Origin of the sequence: Cryobacterium sp. BB307, assembly GCF_012274275.1 — a bacterium.
Taxonomy (GTDB): Bacteria; Actinomycetota; Actinomycetes; order Actinomycetales; family Microbacteriaceae; genus Terrimesophilobacter.
This window is the reverse complement of sequence record NZ_JAANZA010000001.1, coordinates 399,350-415,665: the sequence shown is the minus strand read 5'-3', so window position 1 is coordinate 415,665 and position 16,316 is coordinate 399,350. Positions and strand designations below refer to the sequence as shown.

Here is a 16,316-nt window from a genome sequence, read left to right as displayed (position 1 = left end):
GCTCACAACGATGGGACGCGGGTTGTCTGTAGTCAAGCGGAGTTCCGGTAGAACCGCAACGGGATTGATTGTCATTTTGTCTCGCGGCTACGGAATCCGAAGCGAATGGCGGGCTGATGCGCTCAAATCCTCCGTTTGACCGTCGTCACGACACATTTCCGAACTGCAGAAAAACAGGCGAATTTCTATCGTCAGGAGCGCGCAGAACCGGCTCTCTTGCCCTGAGAGTGGTGTCACGGGCCCGAGTCACGGGCCATGGACGATCTACCGGAGGCACCGATGAGCACCGCCCGCGCAGGAGACCAGACCCAGACCGCTGACCAGCTTGCAGCGGAGTGGAAGACGGATGCCCGTTGGGCGGGTGTCGAGCGCGACTACAGCGCCGAGGACGTCATCGCGTTGCGCGGCAGCGTTCGCGAGGACCGCACTCTGGCTCGCCGCGGCGCCGAGAACCTGTGGCGTTACATCCACGAGGAGCCGTTCGTGAACGCGCTCGGCGCTCTGACCGGAAACCAGGCGGTGCAGCAGGTGCGCGCGGGACTCAAGGCCATCTACCTTTCCGGCTGGCAGGTCGCCGCCGACGCCAACCTGTCCGGCCAGACCTACCCCGACCAGAGCCTCTACCCGGCGAACTCGGTTCCCGCGGTCGTGCGCCGCATCAACAACGCGCTGCTGCGCGCCGACCAGATCGAGTTCGCCGAAGGCGCGGAGACGCGCGACTGGCTGCAGCCGATCGTCGCCGACGCCGAGGCCGGCTTCGGCGGACCGCTCAACGCGTACGAGCTCATGAGCTCGATGATCGAGGCGGGAGCAGCCGGCGTGCACTGGGAGGACCAGCTCGCGAGCGAGAAGAAGTGCGGCCACATGGGCGGCAAGGTGCTCATCCCGACCCAGCAGCACATCCGCACCCTGAACGCCGCGCGCCTCGCCGCCGACGTCGCCGGCGTGCCGACCATCATCATCGCGCGCACCGACTCGCTCGCCGCCGACCTCATCACGAGCGACATCGACGACCGCGACAAGCAGTTCCTCACCGGCGAGCGCACCTCGGAGGGCTTCTACCGCACGACCCCCGGCCTCGACACGGTCATCGCGCGCGGCTTGGCCTACGCGCCCTACGCCGACCTGCTCTGGGTGGAGAGCGCCGAGCCCGACATCGAGCTCGCACGCACTTTCGCGGAGGCGATCCACGCGCAGTTCCCGGGCAAGAAGCTGGCCTACAACTGCTCCCCGTCGTTCAACTGGAAGCGGCACCTCGACGACGACCAGATCGCGCGCTTCCAGAAGGAGCTCGCGGCGATGGGGTACGCGTTCCAGTTCATCACCCTGGCCGGGTTCCACGCCCTCAACCACTCGATGTACACGCTCGCGGCCGATTACAAGGAGCGGCAGATGAGCGCCTATGTCGAACTGCAGGAGGCCGAGTTCGCCTCCGAGGCGGACGGTTATACCGCAACCCGCCACCAGCGTGAGGTTGGCACCGGCTACTTCGACCGCATCGCGACTGCCCTGAACCCGGACAGCGAGACCCTGGCGCTCGTCGGCTCCACCGAGACCGCGCAGTTCCACTAAATCGCAGCAGGATCAGCAAAGGAATGAAGCAATGAACACGAGCATCGAGATCACCGGAGAACTGCGCGAGCGGTACAACGAGATCCTCACTCCGGATGCGCTGCAGTTCCTCACCGAGCTGCACGACCGGTTCGCGGGTCGCCGACACGATCAGCTGGCCGCCCGGATGCGGGTGCGCTACGACCTGGGCAACGGCCGCAACCTCGGCTTCCTGCCGGAGACCGCGCACATCCGCGAAGACACCGAGTGGCGTGTCGCCGGCGCCGGGCCGGGCCTCGAGAACCGGCGCGTGGAGATCACCGGCCCCACCGACCGCAAGATGACGATCAACGCCCTCAACTCCGGGGCCAACGTGTGGCTCGCCGACCAGGAGGACGCGACCAGCCCGACCTGGGCGAACGTCATCGAGGGGCAGCTCTCGCTCTTCGACGCCATCCGTGGGCAGATCGACTACACGAGCCCCGAGGGCAAGCGCTACGAGGTCAAGGGTGAGATGCCCACGATCGTGTTGCGCCCGCGCGGCTGGCACCTGGTCGAGAAGCACCTGAGCCACATCGACCGTGCGGGGCGCCGGATGCCGGCATCCGGATCGCTGGTCGACTTCGGCCTGTACTTCTTCCACAACGCGAAGGCGCTCATCGACTCCGGTCGCGGCCCGTACTTCTACCTGCCGAAGCTCGAGAGCCACCACGAGGCCAAGCTGTGGGACGACGTGTTCAGCTACGCGGAGGACCGTCTCGGCATCCCGCACGGCACCATCCGCGCGACGGTGCTGATCGAGACGTTCCCGGCAGCGTTCGAGATGGAGGAGATCCTGTTCGAGCTGCGCGACCACATGGCGGGACTGAACGCCGGTCGCTGGGACTACATCTTCAGCATCATCAAGAACTACCGCGGCCGCGGGCAGCGCTTCGTGCTGCCGGACCGCAACCAGATCACGATGACCGTTCCGTTCATGCGTGCCTACACCGAGCTGCTGGTGAAGACGGCGCACAAGCGTGGCGCGCACGCGATTGGCGGCATGAGCGCGTTCATCCCGAACCGTCGCGACCCCGAGGTGACCGCGATGGCGATGGAGAAGGTCAGCGCGGACAAGCGCCGCGAGGCGGCCGACGGCTTCGACGGCACCTGGGTCGCGCACCCGGACCTCGTCGACACCGCGCGCGCCGAGTTCGACGCGGTGCTCGGCGACCGCCCGAACCAGCTCGATCGCCAGCGCGACGACGTGGAGGTCACCGCCGCGCAGCTGCTCGACATCCGCTCCACGAACGGGTCGATCACGCTCGAGGGCGTGCGCGACAACGTGTCGATCGCGATCCGCTACATCGACTCGTGGCTGCGCGGCGTCGGGGCGGCCGCGATCGACAATCTCATGGAGGACGCTGCGACAGCCGAGATCAGCCGATCGCAGGTGTGGCAGTGGATCCACCAGGATGTCGTCACCGAGGACGGTGTGCAGATCACCCGCGAGCTCGTCGACGGGCTGCTGACCGGGCTGCTCGAGACGCTGCCGCGCACCGACGGCGACCGGTTGGATGATGCCGCAGAGGTGTTCCGCACCGTCGCGCTGCAGGATGACTACCCGACGTTCCTGACGCTGTGCGCCTACTCGCGCTACCTCGTCGAGGAGCCGATGGCGGCAGCTGCCGCATAGATCAGCGACGAGCGCGGACCGCGACCCGAACGGTCCGCGCTCGTCGTTTGCGTGGCGCTGGCGATGCCGTCATCGCGCTGTCCTTGTAGGTTTCCGCCAGCCGGATGTCGCCGCGCTTGAGTCCACCGCTAGATTTCGCTTCGTGAACCTGATCTGGCGCACCCTCTGGCACCTGCTGATCAAGCCGCGCGGCGCGACGCAGGGACCGTTCGATGTGTCATCGACCGAATTCCGGGTGCTGCCCACCGACATCGATATGTACCGGCACCTCAACAACGGCCGCTATCTGTCTATCGCCGACCTCGGCCGCTTCGATCTGCTGCGCCGCGCCGGCCTGTACAAGGCGATGACCGCGCGCGGCTGGTACCCGGTGGTGGTCGCGACGACGATCTCCTACCGGAAGTCACTCGACCTGTGGCAGAAGTTCACCGTCGAGAGCCGATTCCTCGGCTACGATGACCGCGCGGTGTACCTCGAGCAGCGGTTCGTGGTCGACGGCGAGATCTACGCTCGGATGTTCATCCGGGGCCGCTTCCTGAAGAAGAGCGGCGGGCTGGTGCCGATGGACGACCTGATCGAGCTCATCGGCGTGGCGCCGCACGAACTCGAGGTGCCCGAGTGGATCCTGCGCTGGGGACAGAAGGTCGCACTGCCGTCGACCAAGGTGCCTGCGCCCAGCGAGTGGGAATAGCCACTGGGCACAAGCCGAGGCTAGGCGCGCCGAGCCTCGATTGATTCCGCCACTTCGCACGCAGCTGGGTTGATCGCATCCAGCACTTTGCCCGAGGCGGCCGAGACGAGCTCCTTCTCCTCATCGGTGAGCACGTCGAAGAAGAACCTGCGGATGGCGTCATGGTGGTTGCGCATGGCGCGGAAGATGGTGCGCTTGCCTTCGTTGGTCATGCCGATCCAGGTCCCGCGGAGGTCGGTTTCGCACTCGGTGCGCTCGACGAGGCCGCGAGTCTCCATGCGGCTGACCTGGTGCGAGATGCGGCTCTTCTCCCACCCGATGATCTCCGCGAGCTCACGCGCGCGAAGCTTGCGGTCCGGGGCGTCGAACAGGGCAACGAGGATCTCATAGTCGGGGCCGGAGATGCCGGAGTCGCCCTGCAGCTGCTGTTCCAAGGCGCGGTCAAGCTGCCGTCGCATGGCATAGAACCGGCGCCAGACGGCCCACTCCTGCTCGGAGATCTGGGGTGAAGCGGCCATAGAACACCATCATAGCTCATTGTTGACATGTCAACCAGTGGAGCGTATCGTTGACGCGTCACCAATTTTGGGTGACGTGTCACCAAGAACTTTTCAGGAAGGCAACACGTGTCAGATCTAAAGATCGGAATCATCGTCGGAAGCACCCGCCCCGGACGCCTCGGCATCCAGGTTGGCAACTGGGTCAAGGACAACGCGAAGGCCGACGGCGTCGAGTTCGAGCTCGTCGACATCGCCGACTACAACCTCCCGCTGCTCGACGAGGCGATCCCCGCCGCCGCCGGCCAGTACCAGCACGAGCACACCAAGAAGTTCGCGTCGAAGATCGGCGAGTTCGACGGCTACATCTTCGTGACCGGCGAGTACAACCACTCGATCCCGGGCGCGCTCACCAACGCCATCTCCTTCGTCGGCACCGAGTGGCACAACAAGGCCGCCGGCATCGTCAGCTACGGCAGCATGGGCGGCGTGCGCGCCAACGAGCACCTGCGCCAGGTCCTGGCCGAGCTCGCCATCGCCGACGTGCGCCAGAACGTGCTCCTCTCGCTGTTCACCGACGTGGAGAACTTCACCACCGTGAAGCCCGCCGAGATGCACCTCCCCGAGCTGCAGACGCAGGTCGACCAGGTCGTCGCATGGGCCGGTGCCCTGCGCAGCCTGCGCGTCGACGAGGCGCTCGCCGCGTAACTCGCGCTCACCCGCCGCTCACCCGAAAGCGGCAGAAGGGCCCGGCATCCGTTTGCCGGGCCTTTCGCATGTCTGCTCAGGCGGCCGGCTGCTCGGGAAGGTGCTGCACGTCGAGGTGGAGTCGCTCCATCTTCGCGTCCAGGTCGCTCGCCGACTCCGCCGCCCGACTGAGGTCCGCGAGGATCGACTCCGGCACGTGGCGGTCGTACTTGTAGTAGATCCGGTGCTCGAGACTCGCCCAGAAGTCCATCGCGATCGTGCGCAGCTGCACCTCGACCGGCACGATCTCGACCCGGTCGGACAGGAAGACCGGGATCTCCAGCAGCAGGTGCAGGCTGCGGTAGCCGTTCGGCTTGGGCTCGGCGATGTAGTCCTTCACCAGGCGCACCGTGATGTCGCTCTGCGCGGTGAGCATCTCCGCCACCCGGTAGGTGTCGCCGATGAACGCGCAGGTGATCCGGATGCCCGCAATGTCGGTGACGTTGTCCCGAACCGACTCCAGCGACAATTCGAAGCCCTTGCGGCGCATCTTGTCGACGATGCTGTCGACGGTCTTCAGCCGCGAGTTCACATGCTCGATCGGCGAGTAGTCCTGACTGACCGCGAACTCCTCTTTGAGGATGTTGATCTTCGTCATCAGCTCGTCGATGCCGAACTTGTAAGCCAGCAGGAACCGGCTGAGTTGATCCCTCAGGTCGCGAAGCTCGTCAAGGTCGGCTGGTGATTCGAACTGCACCCGGCAATCCTTTCACGCGGACGCTTGGCGGTTCCCTGATGCGGCTAGCGGGCGGATCAGGGTTCGTATGGCCGGTGGATCAGCTTCGACAGCACGATCGCGCTGCGGGTGTGATCAACGTTGGGGGCGATACGCACGCGCTCGAGGGCGACCTCGAGGCTCGAGATGTCCCGCGAGCGCATGTGCACGATCGCGTCGGCGCTGCCGGTGACGGTCCCCGCGTCGACGACCTCCGGCACCCCGGCGAGGATCCGTCTGAGCTCCTCCGGCGCGACGGTGCCCCGGCAGAACAGTTCGACGTACGCCTCCGTGCCCATCCCATCGACGGCTGGGTCGACCTGAATGGTGAAACCGCGGATCACCTTGTCCGCGACCAGCCGGTCCACGCGCCGCTTCACCGCGGACGCCGAGAGCCCGATCCGCTCCCCGATGTCGCCATAGCCCGCTCGTGCGTTCTGGCGGAGCAGGTCGATGATGCCGTAGTCGAGACTGTCCATGACCCAAGGGTATGGCCGCGCGGGAGGTGGCGGCCAGTATCCGGATGCCGCAAATCGGGTGATTCTTGCACCCGGCTGCCCCACAACGCGTGAATCCTGCTCGACTCGACAGGAAACGTGGATAAAGAGCGTGGGAGACTGGTTAAGGCGTCCCGACCCGCGGGGCTCGAACGAGCGACCTAGTCCGCCCAATCACTGAGCCCGAGGACAAGAGATGACGACCCAGACCGCGAACCTTGCCAACCCGGCAGCCCGCAAGGCCACCGAGCGCACCATCCTGATGTGCCGCCCGGACTTCTTCACCGTGAACTACCGCATCAACCCGTGGATGCACCCCGAGCAGCCCACCGACACATCGCTGGCGGTGCGGCAGTGGGAGGTGCTGTACAACACCTACCTCGAGCTCGGTTTCGACGTTCGCCTGATCGACCCGATCGACTCTCTGCCCGACATGGTCTACGCCGCGAACGGCGGCTTCGTGATCGACGGCATCGCCTACGGTGCCAAGTTCCGGTACGAGCAGCGTGGCCCGGAGGGTCCCGCCTACATGGACTGGTTCCGCGACAACGGTTTCGACGTGCGAGAGCCAGAGCACACCAACGAGGGCGAGGGCGACTTCCTGCTCGTCGGCGATGTGATCCTGGCCGGCACCGGCTTCCGCAGCGACACGGCCAGCCATCGCGAGGTCGAGCGGATCTTCGGGCGCGAGGTGGTCAGCCTCGAACTCGTGAACCCGAACTTCTACCACCTCGACACCGCGATCGCGGTGCTCGATCCCGAGCCGATCGAGGGCGGAGCGCAGAACATCGCCTACCTGCCGTCGGCGTTCAACGAGGAGGGGCTCGCGGTGCTGCGCGAGCGGTTCCCGGATGCCATCGAAGTGAACGAGGAGGACGCATCCGTCCTCGGACTCAACTCGTACTCGGACGGGTACAACATCGTGATCGCGTCGCGCGCGAAGGACTTCGAGCGGCAGTTGCGCGAGCGCGGGTACAACCCGATCGGCGTCGACCTGTCCGAGCTCCTGCTCGGAGGAGGCGGCGTCAAGTGCTGCACGCTGGAACTTCGGCGCTGACCGCGGCGGCGATCGCCGCCGAACAAGAGCACATCGCCCAGAACTACCATCCGCTGCCGGTGGTGGTCGCCTCCGGTGACGGTGCGTGGGTGACCGACATCGAGGGCAACCGCTACCTCGACTGCTTGGCCGCCTACTCGGCCGTGAACTTCGGGCATGGCAACCGGATGCTGCTGGACGCCGCCCGGGCGCAACTGGAGCGGATCACGCTGACCAGTCGGGCGTTCCACAACGACCAGCTCGGACCGTTCGTCGCCGAACTCGCTGAGCTCGCAGGCAAGGACCTGGTGCTGCCGATGAACACCGGGGCGGAAGCGGTCGAGTCCGCGATCAAGGTGGCTCGCGCGTGGGGATACCGGGTGAAGGGCGTGCCTGAGGGCAACGCCAACATCGTCGTGGCGGACGGCAACTTCCACGGCCGCACGATCTCCATTGTCAGTTTCTCCACCGACCCGGTCGCCCGGAGGGACTTCGGACCGTTCACGCCCGGCTTCCGGTCGGTGCCGTTCGGCGACCTCACGGCGCTTGAGGCGTCGATCGACGATGAGACCGTCGCCGTGCTGCTCGAGCCGATCCAAGGCGAGGCCGGGGTCATAGTGCCGCCGGCCGGCTACCTTGGGGCGGTGCGCGAGCTGACCACCCGCAGGAACGTGCTGTTCATCGCCGACGAGATTCAGACCGGGCTGGGCCGCACCGGCGCGACCTTCCAGTGCGACAACGAGGGCGTCGTGCCCGACCTGTACCTGCTCGGCAAGGCACTTGGTGGCGGCATCGTGCCGCTGTCTGCGGTGGTCGGCAACCGGGACGTGCTCGGCGTGCTGAACCCTGGGGAACACGGGTCGACCTTCGGGGGCAACCCGTTCGCGGCTGCCGTCGGTCGCGCGGTGATCCGGATGCTGCGCACGGGCGAGTACCAGGAGCGGTCGCGCACGCTCGGCGAACACCTGCACGCGCGCCTCGCGGGACTGGTGGGCGCTGGCGTCACCGCGGTGCGCGGAGCCGGACTCTGGGCGGGCGTCGACATCGACCCTGCGTACGGGTCGGGACGCGATGTCTGCGCCCGCATGCTGGAGCGCGGAGTGCTCATGAAGGACACCCACCAGACCACGGTGCGAATCGCGCCGCCGCTGGTGATCTCTGGGGGCGACCTCGACTTCGCGGTGGACCAGCTCGCCGCGGTGCTGGCTGAACTGCGTCCCGTCGGCTGAGCTCGGGTTTACGGTCATTCCATGACGCATGAGACCCTCAACCAGCCGCCGCCGCGCGTCGACGTCGACGAGTTCGGGCTCAACGGTCCCCTCGTCGAGGGGGTCGCACGCTACGACGCCGCTTGGGCGCAAGACGACCTGCACGAGGTCGGACGACTGGTCGGCAGCGCGTCATTCCAGGCGGACGCGGAGCGCGCGAACACCCACGCGCCGGTGCTGCACACCCACGACCGGTGGGGCAATCGCGTCGATGAGGTGGAGTACGACGAGTCGTATCACCGGGTGATCGCGGCGGCCGCGGCATCCGGCGCGCACACGAGCGCGTGGGCAGAGCCCCGTCCCGGCGCGAACGTCGCGCGCGCCGCCACCTTCATGCTGTTCGCCCAGGTCGAGCCCGGCCACGCGTGCCCGATCTCGATGACCCACTCGGCGGTGCCGGCGCTCGCCGCCTCCCCGGAGCTCGAAACGAAGTGGCTGCCGAGGCTGTTGAGCCGCGACTACGACGGCGCGCTCGGCCAGCCGAAGGCATCCGCCCTGTTCGGGATGGCGATGACGGAGAAGCAGGGCGGCTCGGACGTGCGCGCCAACACCACCCGCGCGATCGACGCGGGCGACGGCAGCTGGCGCCTCACCGGCCACAAGTGGTTCTGCAGCGCGCCGATGTCGGACGCATTCCTGGTGCTCGCGCAATCGACGGCCGGACTGAGCTGCTTCCTGCTGCCCCGGATGCTCGACGACGGCAGCCGGAATACGTTCCGCATCCAGCGGCTCAAGGACAAGGTCGGCAACCGCTCCAACGCGTCGAGCGAGGTCGAGTTCGACGGCACTGTCGGCCACTTGCTCGGCGAGGAGGGTCGCGGGGTCCGCACCATCATCGAGATGGTCGCGCGCACCCGCCTGGACTGCGTGTTCGGCACGGCGGCCGGCATGCGGCAGTCGGTGGCCGAGGCGCTGTGGCATGCACGACACCGCAGCGCCTTCGGCGCGAAGCTCGTCGACCAGCCGGCGATGACCGCTGTGCTCGCCGACCTCGCCCTCGAGTCGGAGGCGGCCACCGCGACCGCGCTGCGGCTCGCGCGAGCGCACGACGACGATGCGGATGACGCCGAGCACGCCTTCCGCCGGCTCGCCACCGCGGTGTCGAAGTACTGGATCTGCAAGCGCGGACCCGGGCATGCCTACGAGGCCATGGAGTGCCTCGGCGGCAACGGTTACACCGAGGGCTTCCCGCTCGGCCGCCGCTACCGCGAGCAGCCGGTGATGGCGATCTGGGAGGGCAGCGGCAACGTCATCGCGCTCGACGTCCTGCGTGCGATCGAGCGCGAGCCGCAGAGCGTTGACGCGTTCTTCGACGAGGTGGACCTCGCGCGCGGCGCGCATCCGGTGTTCGATGCGCACGTCGAGGCGACCAAGCGGATGCTGCGGGCACCGGATGACGCGCAGCGCCAGGCACGCCAGCTGGTTGAGCAGCTGGCGCTCGCCCTGCAGGCGTCACTGCTGCTCCGGCACGCCCCCGCGGCCGTGTCACACACGTTCGTCGCGGCACGGCTGGGCGACGACCGCGGCAGCCTCTACGGGGTGCTGCCCGCGCGCGCCGACCTTGAGGGCATCATTCGGCGCCACTGATCCCGAGCCGCTCAAGCTGCCATTGATGCACTTCCGGCAGCCAATTCAACGGCGCCGAAGGACCGACCCGCACGTCGTCGATGACACCGCCGTCCCGCAGGGCCTCCGCGTACGCGCGATCCTGTTTGATCCGCTCTCGCAGCTGTTGCGCTCCGCCGACCGAACCGTGACCGGGGACGACGACAACAACGTCGTCGGCCACGCTCTCGAACAGCCGCAGCGCAGCAAGGTAGTCCTCGATCGGATCGGCGGCATCCAGATCCAGGAACGGCATCAGGATGTCCGAAAGCATGTCGCCGGCGACGAGAACCCCACGCTCCTCGATCAGCAGCGCCGCATGACCTGGGGCGTGGGCCCGGTGCTCGATGATCCGCACTGTGGGACCATCCCATTCAATCCGCTCGGCTTCGGCGGGCAGGCCGGTGATGAGCCCGAGCAGCTCCATCGGGATGTCCTCGGCGTACTCCGGCGGCAGCCCCTCGGCGACGCGGGCCTCCCAGTCCGCGTGCGCCAGCAGCTCGCGCATGGAGGCCGCGCAGCGGGCTGTGCCGTACCGGGGCGCGTCACCCAAGTCCGCGTGCCAGAGCACGTGGTCCCAATCCGGATGCGTCGAAAAGCCTGCCACGACGCTCTGGCCCGACTCGCGAAGGTCCTTCGCGATGTCGACCAGTTCGGCGCTCGTTATGCCGGGGTCGATGAGCAAGACCCCATCCCCGGACCCCTGCACGACAACGGCGTTGCTCTGGATGAATTCGCTCTCGTGAACGAGAACGCCTTCAGCGACCCGCTTCAGCATGAGTTGCCTTCCGACAAGTAGTGTGCGCCCGTCTTGTGGCGACAGTATTTCGTCGGGACGCAGCCCGCAAGCCCTACGGCCGGTCTAGGCTTCTTCGGTGACTCCCGCCGGCCGCCGCAAGCATTTCATCGACTTGTCGCCGCTGCGCTCCAGCCCCGCGTTCGCAAAGCTCTGGCTCGGCAGTTCGATCGCGGGCATCGGCAACCAGATGACCATCGTCGCGGTCGGGCTGCACGTTTACGACCTCACCGCCTCGACCACCGCGGTGGCGATGGTCGGTGGAGTCGCGCTTGTGCCGATGATCCTCGCCGGACTGTTCGGCGGCGTGCTCGCCGACTCTTTCGACCGACGGCTCGTCGCGCTGGTCTCGGCGATCCTCGCGTGGGTCTCGATCGCATCCATCGCAGCCATGACGTGGCTGGGCTTCGACCAACTCGTGTTGTTGTACCTGCTGACCGCACTCAACGCCGTCGCCTCCACCGTGATCGGCACATCCCGCCAGGCAATCCTCCCGCGTCTGCTGCCGCCGAACCTGCTGCCGGCCGCATCCGCCCTCCAGGGAATGGGCTTCGGACTTGCGGTGACCGTCGGGCCGGCGCTCGCGGGCGTGCTCGTTGCCGTAGCGGGCTTCGCCTGGACCTACACCATGGACGTCCTGCTCTTCACCGCCGCGTTCATGGGCATCATCGCGCTTCCTCGCATCCTGCCAGAGGGCGATCGCGAGCGGCCCGGCCTGAAGTCGCTGCTCTCCGGGCTCGCGTTCCTGCGCCGCGCCCCGAACATCCGCTCGTCGTTCGTCGCCGACATCATCGCGATGACATTCGGGCGCCCCCACGCGCTGTTCCCCGCGGTCGGCGCGCTGCTGCTCGGCGGCGGAGCAGTCACCGTCGGCGTGCTCACCGCCGCGGTCGCGGTCGGCACCCTGGTGAGCAGCGTGTTCTCCGGCAGGGTCGGCACCGTGCGTCGTCACGGGCTCGCGATCGGCTGGGGTGTGATCGCGTACGGCTGCAGCATCCTCGCGTTCGGTGTGGTGCTCGTCCTGGCCGGGTTCGACCCGGCGACGGATGGCGCGCCGCACTGGGTGGCGATCGTCGCGGCCGCGCTCACTCTGGTCTGCGCCGGTGCGGCGGACAACGTATCGATGATCTTCCGCACCACGATGCTGCAGGTCGCGGTCCCAGATGCCATGCGCGGCCGACTGCAGGGAGTGTTCATGGTCGTCGTGGCCGGGGGTCCCCGCGTCGGCGATATCTACATCGGCATCGCGGCGGCCGCGGGAGCGCTGTGGTTCCCACCCGTGCTCGGGGGCATCCTGATCGTGTCCCTGGTCGCGCTGCTGCTGAGGTTCCAGCCGTCGTTCCGCAGCTACGACGCCCTGTCGCCGACACCCTGACCAACCACTCCCGCCGAAGCCCTGAGCCGGGCGTGTGAACCGACTGGGAACATCGTCCGGTCTCGGGTGGGCACTGTTCGCCCGGTTCAGGCTGGAGGCGAAACACGGGAGGTTTCTCATGGCACACATGCCGGAACCGCCGTACCAGGTCGGCTACTTCGTCGGCAGCCTGGCAACGGCATCCATCAACCGGACGCTCTCCAAGGTGCTCATCAAACTGGCGCCGTCCGAACTGCAGTTCACCGAAATCCCGATCAAGGATCTGCCCCTTTACAGTTACGACTACGACGACGACTATCCGCAGGTTGCGCTCGACTTGAAGAAGGCGATCTCCGACGCCGACGCGGTGCTGTTCGTGACGCCCGAGTACAACCGCGCGATTCCCGGCGGGCTGAAGAATGCGATCGACTGGGCAAGCCGGCCGTGGGGACAGAACTCCTTCGCGCGCAAGCCGTCAGCGATGATCGGCACGTCGCCGGGGTCGATCGGCACCGCGGTGGCTCAGCAGAACCTGCGAAGTGTCATGAGCTTCTGCAACTCGCCGCAGATGAACACCCCTGAGGGTTACATCCAAGCGAAGCCGGGGCTGTTCACGGAGCACGGCGAGGTCACCGACGATTCGACGGCCGACTTCCTCCGCGGGTTCATGACCGAGTTCCGGGACTTCATCGAACGCGTCTACACCGCGCTGCACCAGCACGGCTGAGCCGCGCCCCTCAACCGCGCTTGATCGTGCCCTCGATGATCGAAATCTCCTGGGTCGCGAGTTCGCGGTCGCGCTGGTCTCCGCGATACCGGATGACGAACCGTCGCGCCGGGCGGGAGTAACGCACTCGCAGGTCCTTGTATCTGACCATCCAGATTACCGCGATGATCACCGCGAGGAATGTGCCCGCTGCGCCCACTCCGAGTGCCCAGCGCGGGCCGAACTCGTTCGCGACCCAGCCGATCAGCGGAGCGCCGATGGGGGTGCCGCCGGTGAAGATCGCCATGTAGACGGCCATCACGCGGCCCCGCATCATCGGCGCCGTCGACGTCTGCACGTAGGCGTTCGCCGCGGTCATCATGGTGATCGAGCTAGCTCCGATGAGCACGAGCGCAGCCACGTAGGTCCAATAGGTGGGCATGAACGCGGCCAGCAGGATCGCGGCGCCGAACGCGGCGGATGCGCCGATCACGAGTCGAAGGCGCGGCCGGTCGCGACGGGCGGCGAGCAGTGCGCCAGTGAGGGCACCGATCGCCATGATCGAGGACATCAGCCCGTACTCGCCTGCACCCACCCCGAATTCGACGGTGGCCATAGTGGAGTTGAACACGGCAAAGTTCATCGCGAACGTGCCCATTAGGAAGATCATCACGAGGATCAGCACGATGTCGCTGCGTGAGCCGACATAGCGCAGCCCGGCGCGAATCTGACCCTTCGCCCTAGGCGGTCGCACGGCTGGGTGCAGCTGGTCAACACGCATCATCCATAGGGCGATGAGCACGGCGGCGAAGGTCAGTCCGTTCAGCACGAATACCCAGCCCGGCCCGACGATGGCCACGAGCACTCCGGCCGCCGCCGGGCCGAAGAGGCGTGCGGCGTGGAACGACGCGGAGTTCAGCGCAACCGCGTTCGGCAGGTTCTTCTCACTCACGAGATCGGAGACGAACGCCTGGCGCGCGGGCGAGTCGACAGCGGCCGCAACACCGAGCGCCGTGGCGAAGGCGAAGACGTGCCACAGCTCGACCACGCCGAAGATCACAATGGCGCCGAGTGAGACACCGAGCAGCGCCATGGTCACCTGGGTCCAGATCAGCACCGTGCGCCGGTCGAACCGGTCGGCGACCCAGCCGGCGACCGGCATGAGCAGCAGCTGCGGGCCGAATTGGAGCGCAATCGTGACGCCGACGGCTGCCGCGTCGTGATCGGTCAGCTCGGTGAGCACCAGCCATTCCTGGGCGGTGCGCTGCATCCACGCGCCGATGTTGGAGACGAGCGCCCCGATGAACCACAGCCGGTAGTTGAAGATGCCCAGCGAGCGGAACATCGCCCTCATTGCTCGGCCAGCTTTTTCAGCACGGGGGTGGCGGCGCTGAGCGCGTCGCGCTCGTCCTGGCTGAGTCCGGCGAGCTGTTTGGTGAACCAGGCATCCCGCCGCTTGCGGGTTTCCTTGATGAAGTCGGCACCGGCATCCGAGATGCTCAGGATGACCCGGCGGGCGTCCTGCTCGTCGACCTCACGTTCGAGCAACCCGGCCGCGACGAGCGCGTTGACGGTGCGGTTCATGCTCGGCGGCGTGACGCCCTCGAGTTCGGCGAGCGAACGCAGCGTCTGCGGACCATTGTTGTGGATGGTCGCAAGCACCGAGCGCTGACCCTCTGTGACGTCACCGTCGGCCTGCATGATCCGGATGCGACGGCTCAGTCTCTGTACGGCGAAGCGGAGCTCCTGAGCGGCAACGGGTTTCATAGATCGATTAGTCTATCAAATTAGTTTGGCTAACGAAACTGGAAGCGCGCAGTTGGCTGGGCCGCGCAATACACTGGCCCTGAGCAAGGAGGCCCAGTGTCCGATAGCGAAACGGTCACGCGCGAGGAGCGCACCTTCGTCGACACAGACGGCGTGACGATCCACCACTACCGCTGGGTTGCTCCCGCCGCCACCGCGGTGGTGCAAATCGTCCACGGTCTCGGCGAGCACGCCAAGCGCTACGAGTGGCTCGCCCAGAAGCTCGTCGCCTCCGGGTACTCCGTCTACGCCGACGACCACCGTGGGCACGGCGAGACCGGCCGCGAGCAGTACGCGGGCGATCTGACGCGGCTGGGCCGGCTCGGCCCGGGCGGGCATCGGGCGACCGTCGAGGCCGTGCGCCAGTTCACCCGCATCATCCGGGAGGAGAACACGTCGCTGCCGCTCGTGCTGCTCGGCCACAGCTGGGGATCGATCATCGCCCAGCTGATCATCAACAGGCATCCGGGTGACTATGACGCGCTCATCCTCAGCGGCACCGCGTACCGGACGCTGCGGCACATGAACTCGGGAGACCTGGCTGCCAGGCACAGGCACCTCGGCACGACCGGCTACGAGTGGCTCAGCCGGGACGCCGCGGTCGGCGACGCGTTCAAGGCCGACCCGCTGACCTTCGACGCGAAGACCCTGAAACTCTTCGGCATCCGGGACAGCCTCGGGCTGCTCGGCACCCCTGCGAAGCAACTCGCCTCCGACATCCCGGTGCTGATTCAGATCGGCAGCGACGACTCGCTGGGCGGTCCGCGCAGCGCCGAGCTCCTCGCCGCCGCCTACCTGAAGCGGTCCCGGCTCAGCGATGTCGAGTTGATCGTGTACACGGATGCCCGGCACGAAGTCTTCAACGAGACCAACCGCGACGAGGTGGTCGCCGACACGCTGCGCTGGCTGGGATCGCGCCTGAGATGACGTCGATCTTCTCCAAGATCATCCGCGGTGAGGCATCCGCCAGGTTCATCTGGAAGGACGAGAAGTGCGTGGCGTTCCTCACGATCGAGCCGCGGCAGCCCGGCCACACGCTGGTCGTGCCGCGCGAAGAGGTGGACCGTTGGCTCGATGTGCCTGACACCCTCATCGCCCACTTGATGGTGGTCGCGCACAAGATCGGGCTGGCGCAGCGCGATGAGTGGCAGTCCGATCGCGCCGGCCTGATGATCGAGGGCTACATGGTGCCGCACCTGCACATCCACGTCTGGCCGAGCTGGTCGCCGTGGGAATTCCACCCTGGTGGCATCGATCGATCGGCGAAACCGGCCGACCTCGACGATGCCGCGGTGCGGCTGCGCGCCCGGCTGCGAACCCACGGCCACGAGGACCACGTACCTGCCGAGGATTAGGCTGGATATCTGCTGAG

General features: G+C 67.0%; 17 protein-coding genes. 11 read left to right on the top strand and 6 right to left on the bottom strand.

Features of this window, described 5'->3' with window-relative positions:
* Positions 1–279 precede the first annotated feature (279 nt).
* The 3 genes from aceA to HGK58_RS01990 all read left to right on the top strand — a co-directional run bounded on the left by aceA (position 280) and on the right by HGK58_RS01990 (position 3,917).
* Positions 280–1,572 (top strand): isocitrate lyase, encoded by a 1,293-nt coding sequence (aceA, locus tag HGK58_RS02000; RefSeq protein ID WP_193509248.1) that lies wholly within the window; start codon positions 280–282, stop codon positions 1,570–1,572.
* Between the two features lie 31 nt (positions 1,573–1,603).
* A complete protein-coding gene (gene aceB, locus HGK58_RS01995; protein ID WP_168625869.1) occupies positions 1,604–3,226 on the top strand; it encodes a malate synthase A in 1,623 nt (540 codons plus the stop codon).
* A gap of 142 nt (positions 3,227–3,368) precedes the next feature.
* A complete protein-coding gene (locus HGK58_RS01990; protein ID WP_168625868.1) occupies positions 3,369–3,917 on the top strand; it encodes a thioesterase family protein in 549 nt (182 codons plus the stop codon).
* Positions 3,918–3,937: 20 nt separating this feature from the next.
* On the opposite strand, the gene HGK58_RS01985 is transcribed toward HGK58_RS01990, so the two are convergent.
* The gene (locus HGK58_RS01985) at positions 3,938–4,435 is read right to left on the bottom strand and encodes a MarR family winged helix-turn-helix transcriptional regulator (RefSeq protein ID WP_168625867.1); all 498 of its coding nucleotides are present in this window, start codon (positions 4,433–4,435) and stop codon (positions 3,938–3,940) included.
* Between the two features lie 108 nt (positions 4,436–4,543).
* Between HGK58_RS01985 and HGK58_RS01980 the strand changes: the two genes are divergently transcribed.
* Positions 4,544–5,122 carry an NAD(P)H-dependent oxidoreductase gene (locus HGK58_RS01980; RefSeq protein ID WP_168625866.1) on the top strand — a complete coding sequence of 193 codons (579 nt, stop codon included), beginning with the start codon at positions 4,544–4,546 and terminating at the stop codon, positions 5,120–5,122.
* Positions 5,123–5,198: 76 nt separating this feature from the next.
* Here HGK58_RS01980 and HGK58_RS01975 read toward each other — a convergent pair whose 3' ends face one another.
* Together HGK58_RS01975 and HGK58_RS01970 are read right to left on the bottom strand one after the other, a co-directional pair.
* Entirely contained in the window at positions 5,199–5,858 is a 660-nt protein-coding gene (locus HGK58_RS01975; RefSeq protein ID WP_349236098.1) for a GTP pyrophosphokinase family protein, read from the bottom strand.
* A gap of 56 nt (positions 5,859–5,914) precedes the next feature.
* Positions 5,915–6,355: an Lrp/AsnC family transcriptional regulator gene (locus HGK58_RS01970; protein WP_168625865.1), complete on the bottom strand. Its 441-nt coding sequence runs from the start codon at positions 6,353–6,355 to the stop codon at positions 5,915–5,917.
* Between the two features lie 214 nt (positions 6,356–6,569).
* Here HGK58_RS01970 and ddaH point away from each other — a divergent pair, with 214 nt between their 5' ends.
* Genes ddaH through HGK58_RS01955 form a run of 3 tightly spaced genes read left to right on the top strand, consistent with a single transcriptional unit; the run spans position 6,570 to position 10,264 of the window.
* The gene (ddaH, locus tag HGK58_RS01965; RefSeq protein WP_168625864.1) at positions 6,570–7,430 is read left to right on the top strand and encodes a dimethylargininase; all 861 of its coding nucleotides are present in this window, start codon (positions 6,570–6,572) and stop codon (positions 7,428–7,430) included.
* Complete coding sequence (gene rocD, locus HGK58_RS01960; protein WP_349236097.1) at positions 7,403–8,638, top strand: ornithine--oxo-acid transaminase; 1,236 nt, start codon at positions 7,403–7,405, stop codon at positions 8,636–8,638. Before ddaH ends, rocD begins: the two co-directional genes overlap by 28 nt.
* Before the next feature lie 21 nt (positions 8,639–8,659).
* Positions 8,660–10,264: an acyl-CoA dehydrogenase family protein gene (locus tag HGK58_RS01955; protein WP_168625863.1), complete on the top strand. Its 1,605-nt coding sequence runs from the start codon at positions 8,660–8,662 to the stop codon at positions 10,262–10,264.
* On the opposite strand, the gene HGK58_RS01950 is transcribed toward HGK58_RS01955, so the two are convergent.
* Positions 10,248–11,060 carry an MBL fold metallo-hydrolase gene (locus HGK58_RS01950; protein ID WP_168625862.1) on the bottom strand — a complete coding sequence of 271 codons (813 nt, stop codon included), beginning with the start codon at positions 11,058–11,060 and terminating at the stop codon, positions 10,248–10,250. The two genes, HGK58_RS01955 and HGK58_RS01950, sit on opposite strands and share 17 nt — an antisense overlap.
* Positions 11,061–11,157: 97 nt before the next feature.
* Here HGK58_RS01950 and HGK58_RS01945 point away from each other — a divergent pair, with 97 nt between their 5' ends.
* Positions 11,158–12,453, top strand: coding sequence for an MFS transporter (locus tag HGK58_RS01945; protein ID WP_168625861.1), 1,296 nt, complete (start codon positions 11,158–11,160; stop codon positions 12,451–12,453).
* Positions 12,454–12,571: 118 nt separating this feature from the next.
* Positions 12,572–13,159: an NADPH-dependent FMN reductase gene (locus HGK58_RS01940; RefSeq protein ID WP_227411715.1), complete on the top strand. Its 588-nt coding sequence runs from the start codon at positions 12,572–12,574 to the stop codon at positions 13,157–13,159.
* Between the two features lie 10 nt (positions 13,160–13,169).
* On the opposite strand, the gene HGK58_RS01935 is transcribed toward HGK58_RS01940, so the two are convergent.
* Positions 13,170–14,483 (bottom strand): MFS transporter, encoded by a 1,314-nt coding sequence (locus HGK58_RS01935; RefSeq protein ID WP_227411714.1) that lies wholly within the window; start codon positions 14,481–14,483, stop codon positions 13,170–13,172.
* 5 nt (positions 14,484–14,488) lie between these two features.
* A complete protein-coding gene (locus HGK58_RS01930; RefSeq protein WP_168625859.1) occupies positions 14,489–14,905 on the bottom strand; it encodes a MarR family transcriptional regulator in 417 nt (138 codons plus the stop codon).
* Positions 14,906–15,001: 96 nt separating this feature from the next.
* On the opposite strand from HGK58_RS01930, the gene HGK58_RS01925 reads away from it, so the two are divergent.
* Positions 15,002–15,871 carry an alpha/beta hydrolase gene (locus HGK58_RS01925; RefSeq protein WP_168625858.1) on the top strand — a complete coding sequence of 290 codons (870 nt, stop codon included), beginning with the start codon at positions 15,002–15,004 and terminating at the stop codon, positions 15,869–15,871.
* Positions 15,868–16,299 (top strand): HIT family protein, encoded by a 432-nt coding sequence (locus tag HGK58_RS01920; RefSeq protein ID WP_168625857.1) that lies wholly within the window; start codon positions 15,868–15,870, stop codon positions 16,297–16,299. The genes HGK58_RS01925 and HGK58_RS01920 overlap by 4 nt, the downstream gene beginning before the upstream one ends.
* The last annotated feature ends 17 nt before the right edge of the window (positions 16,300–16,316 follow it).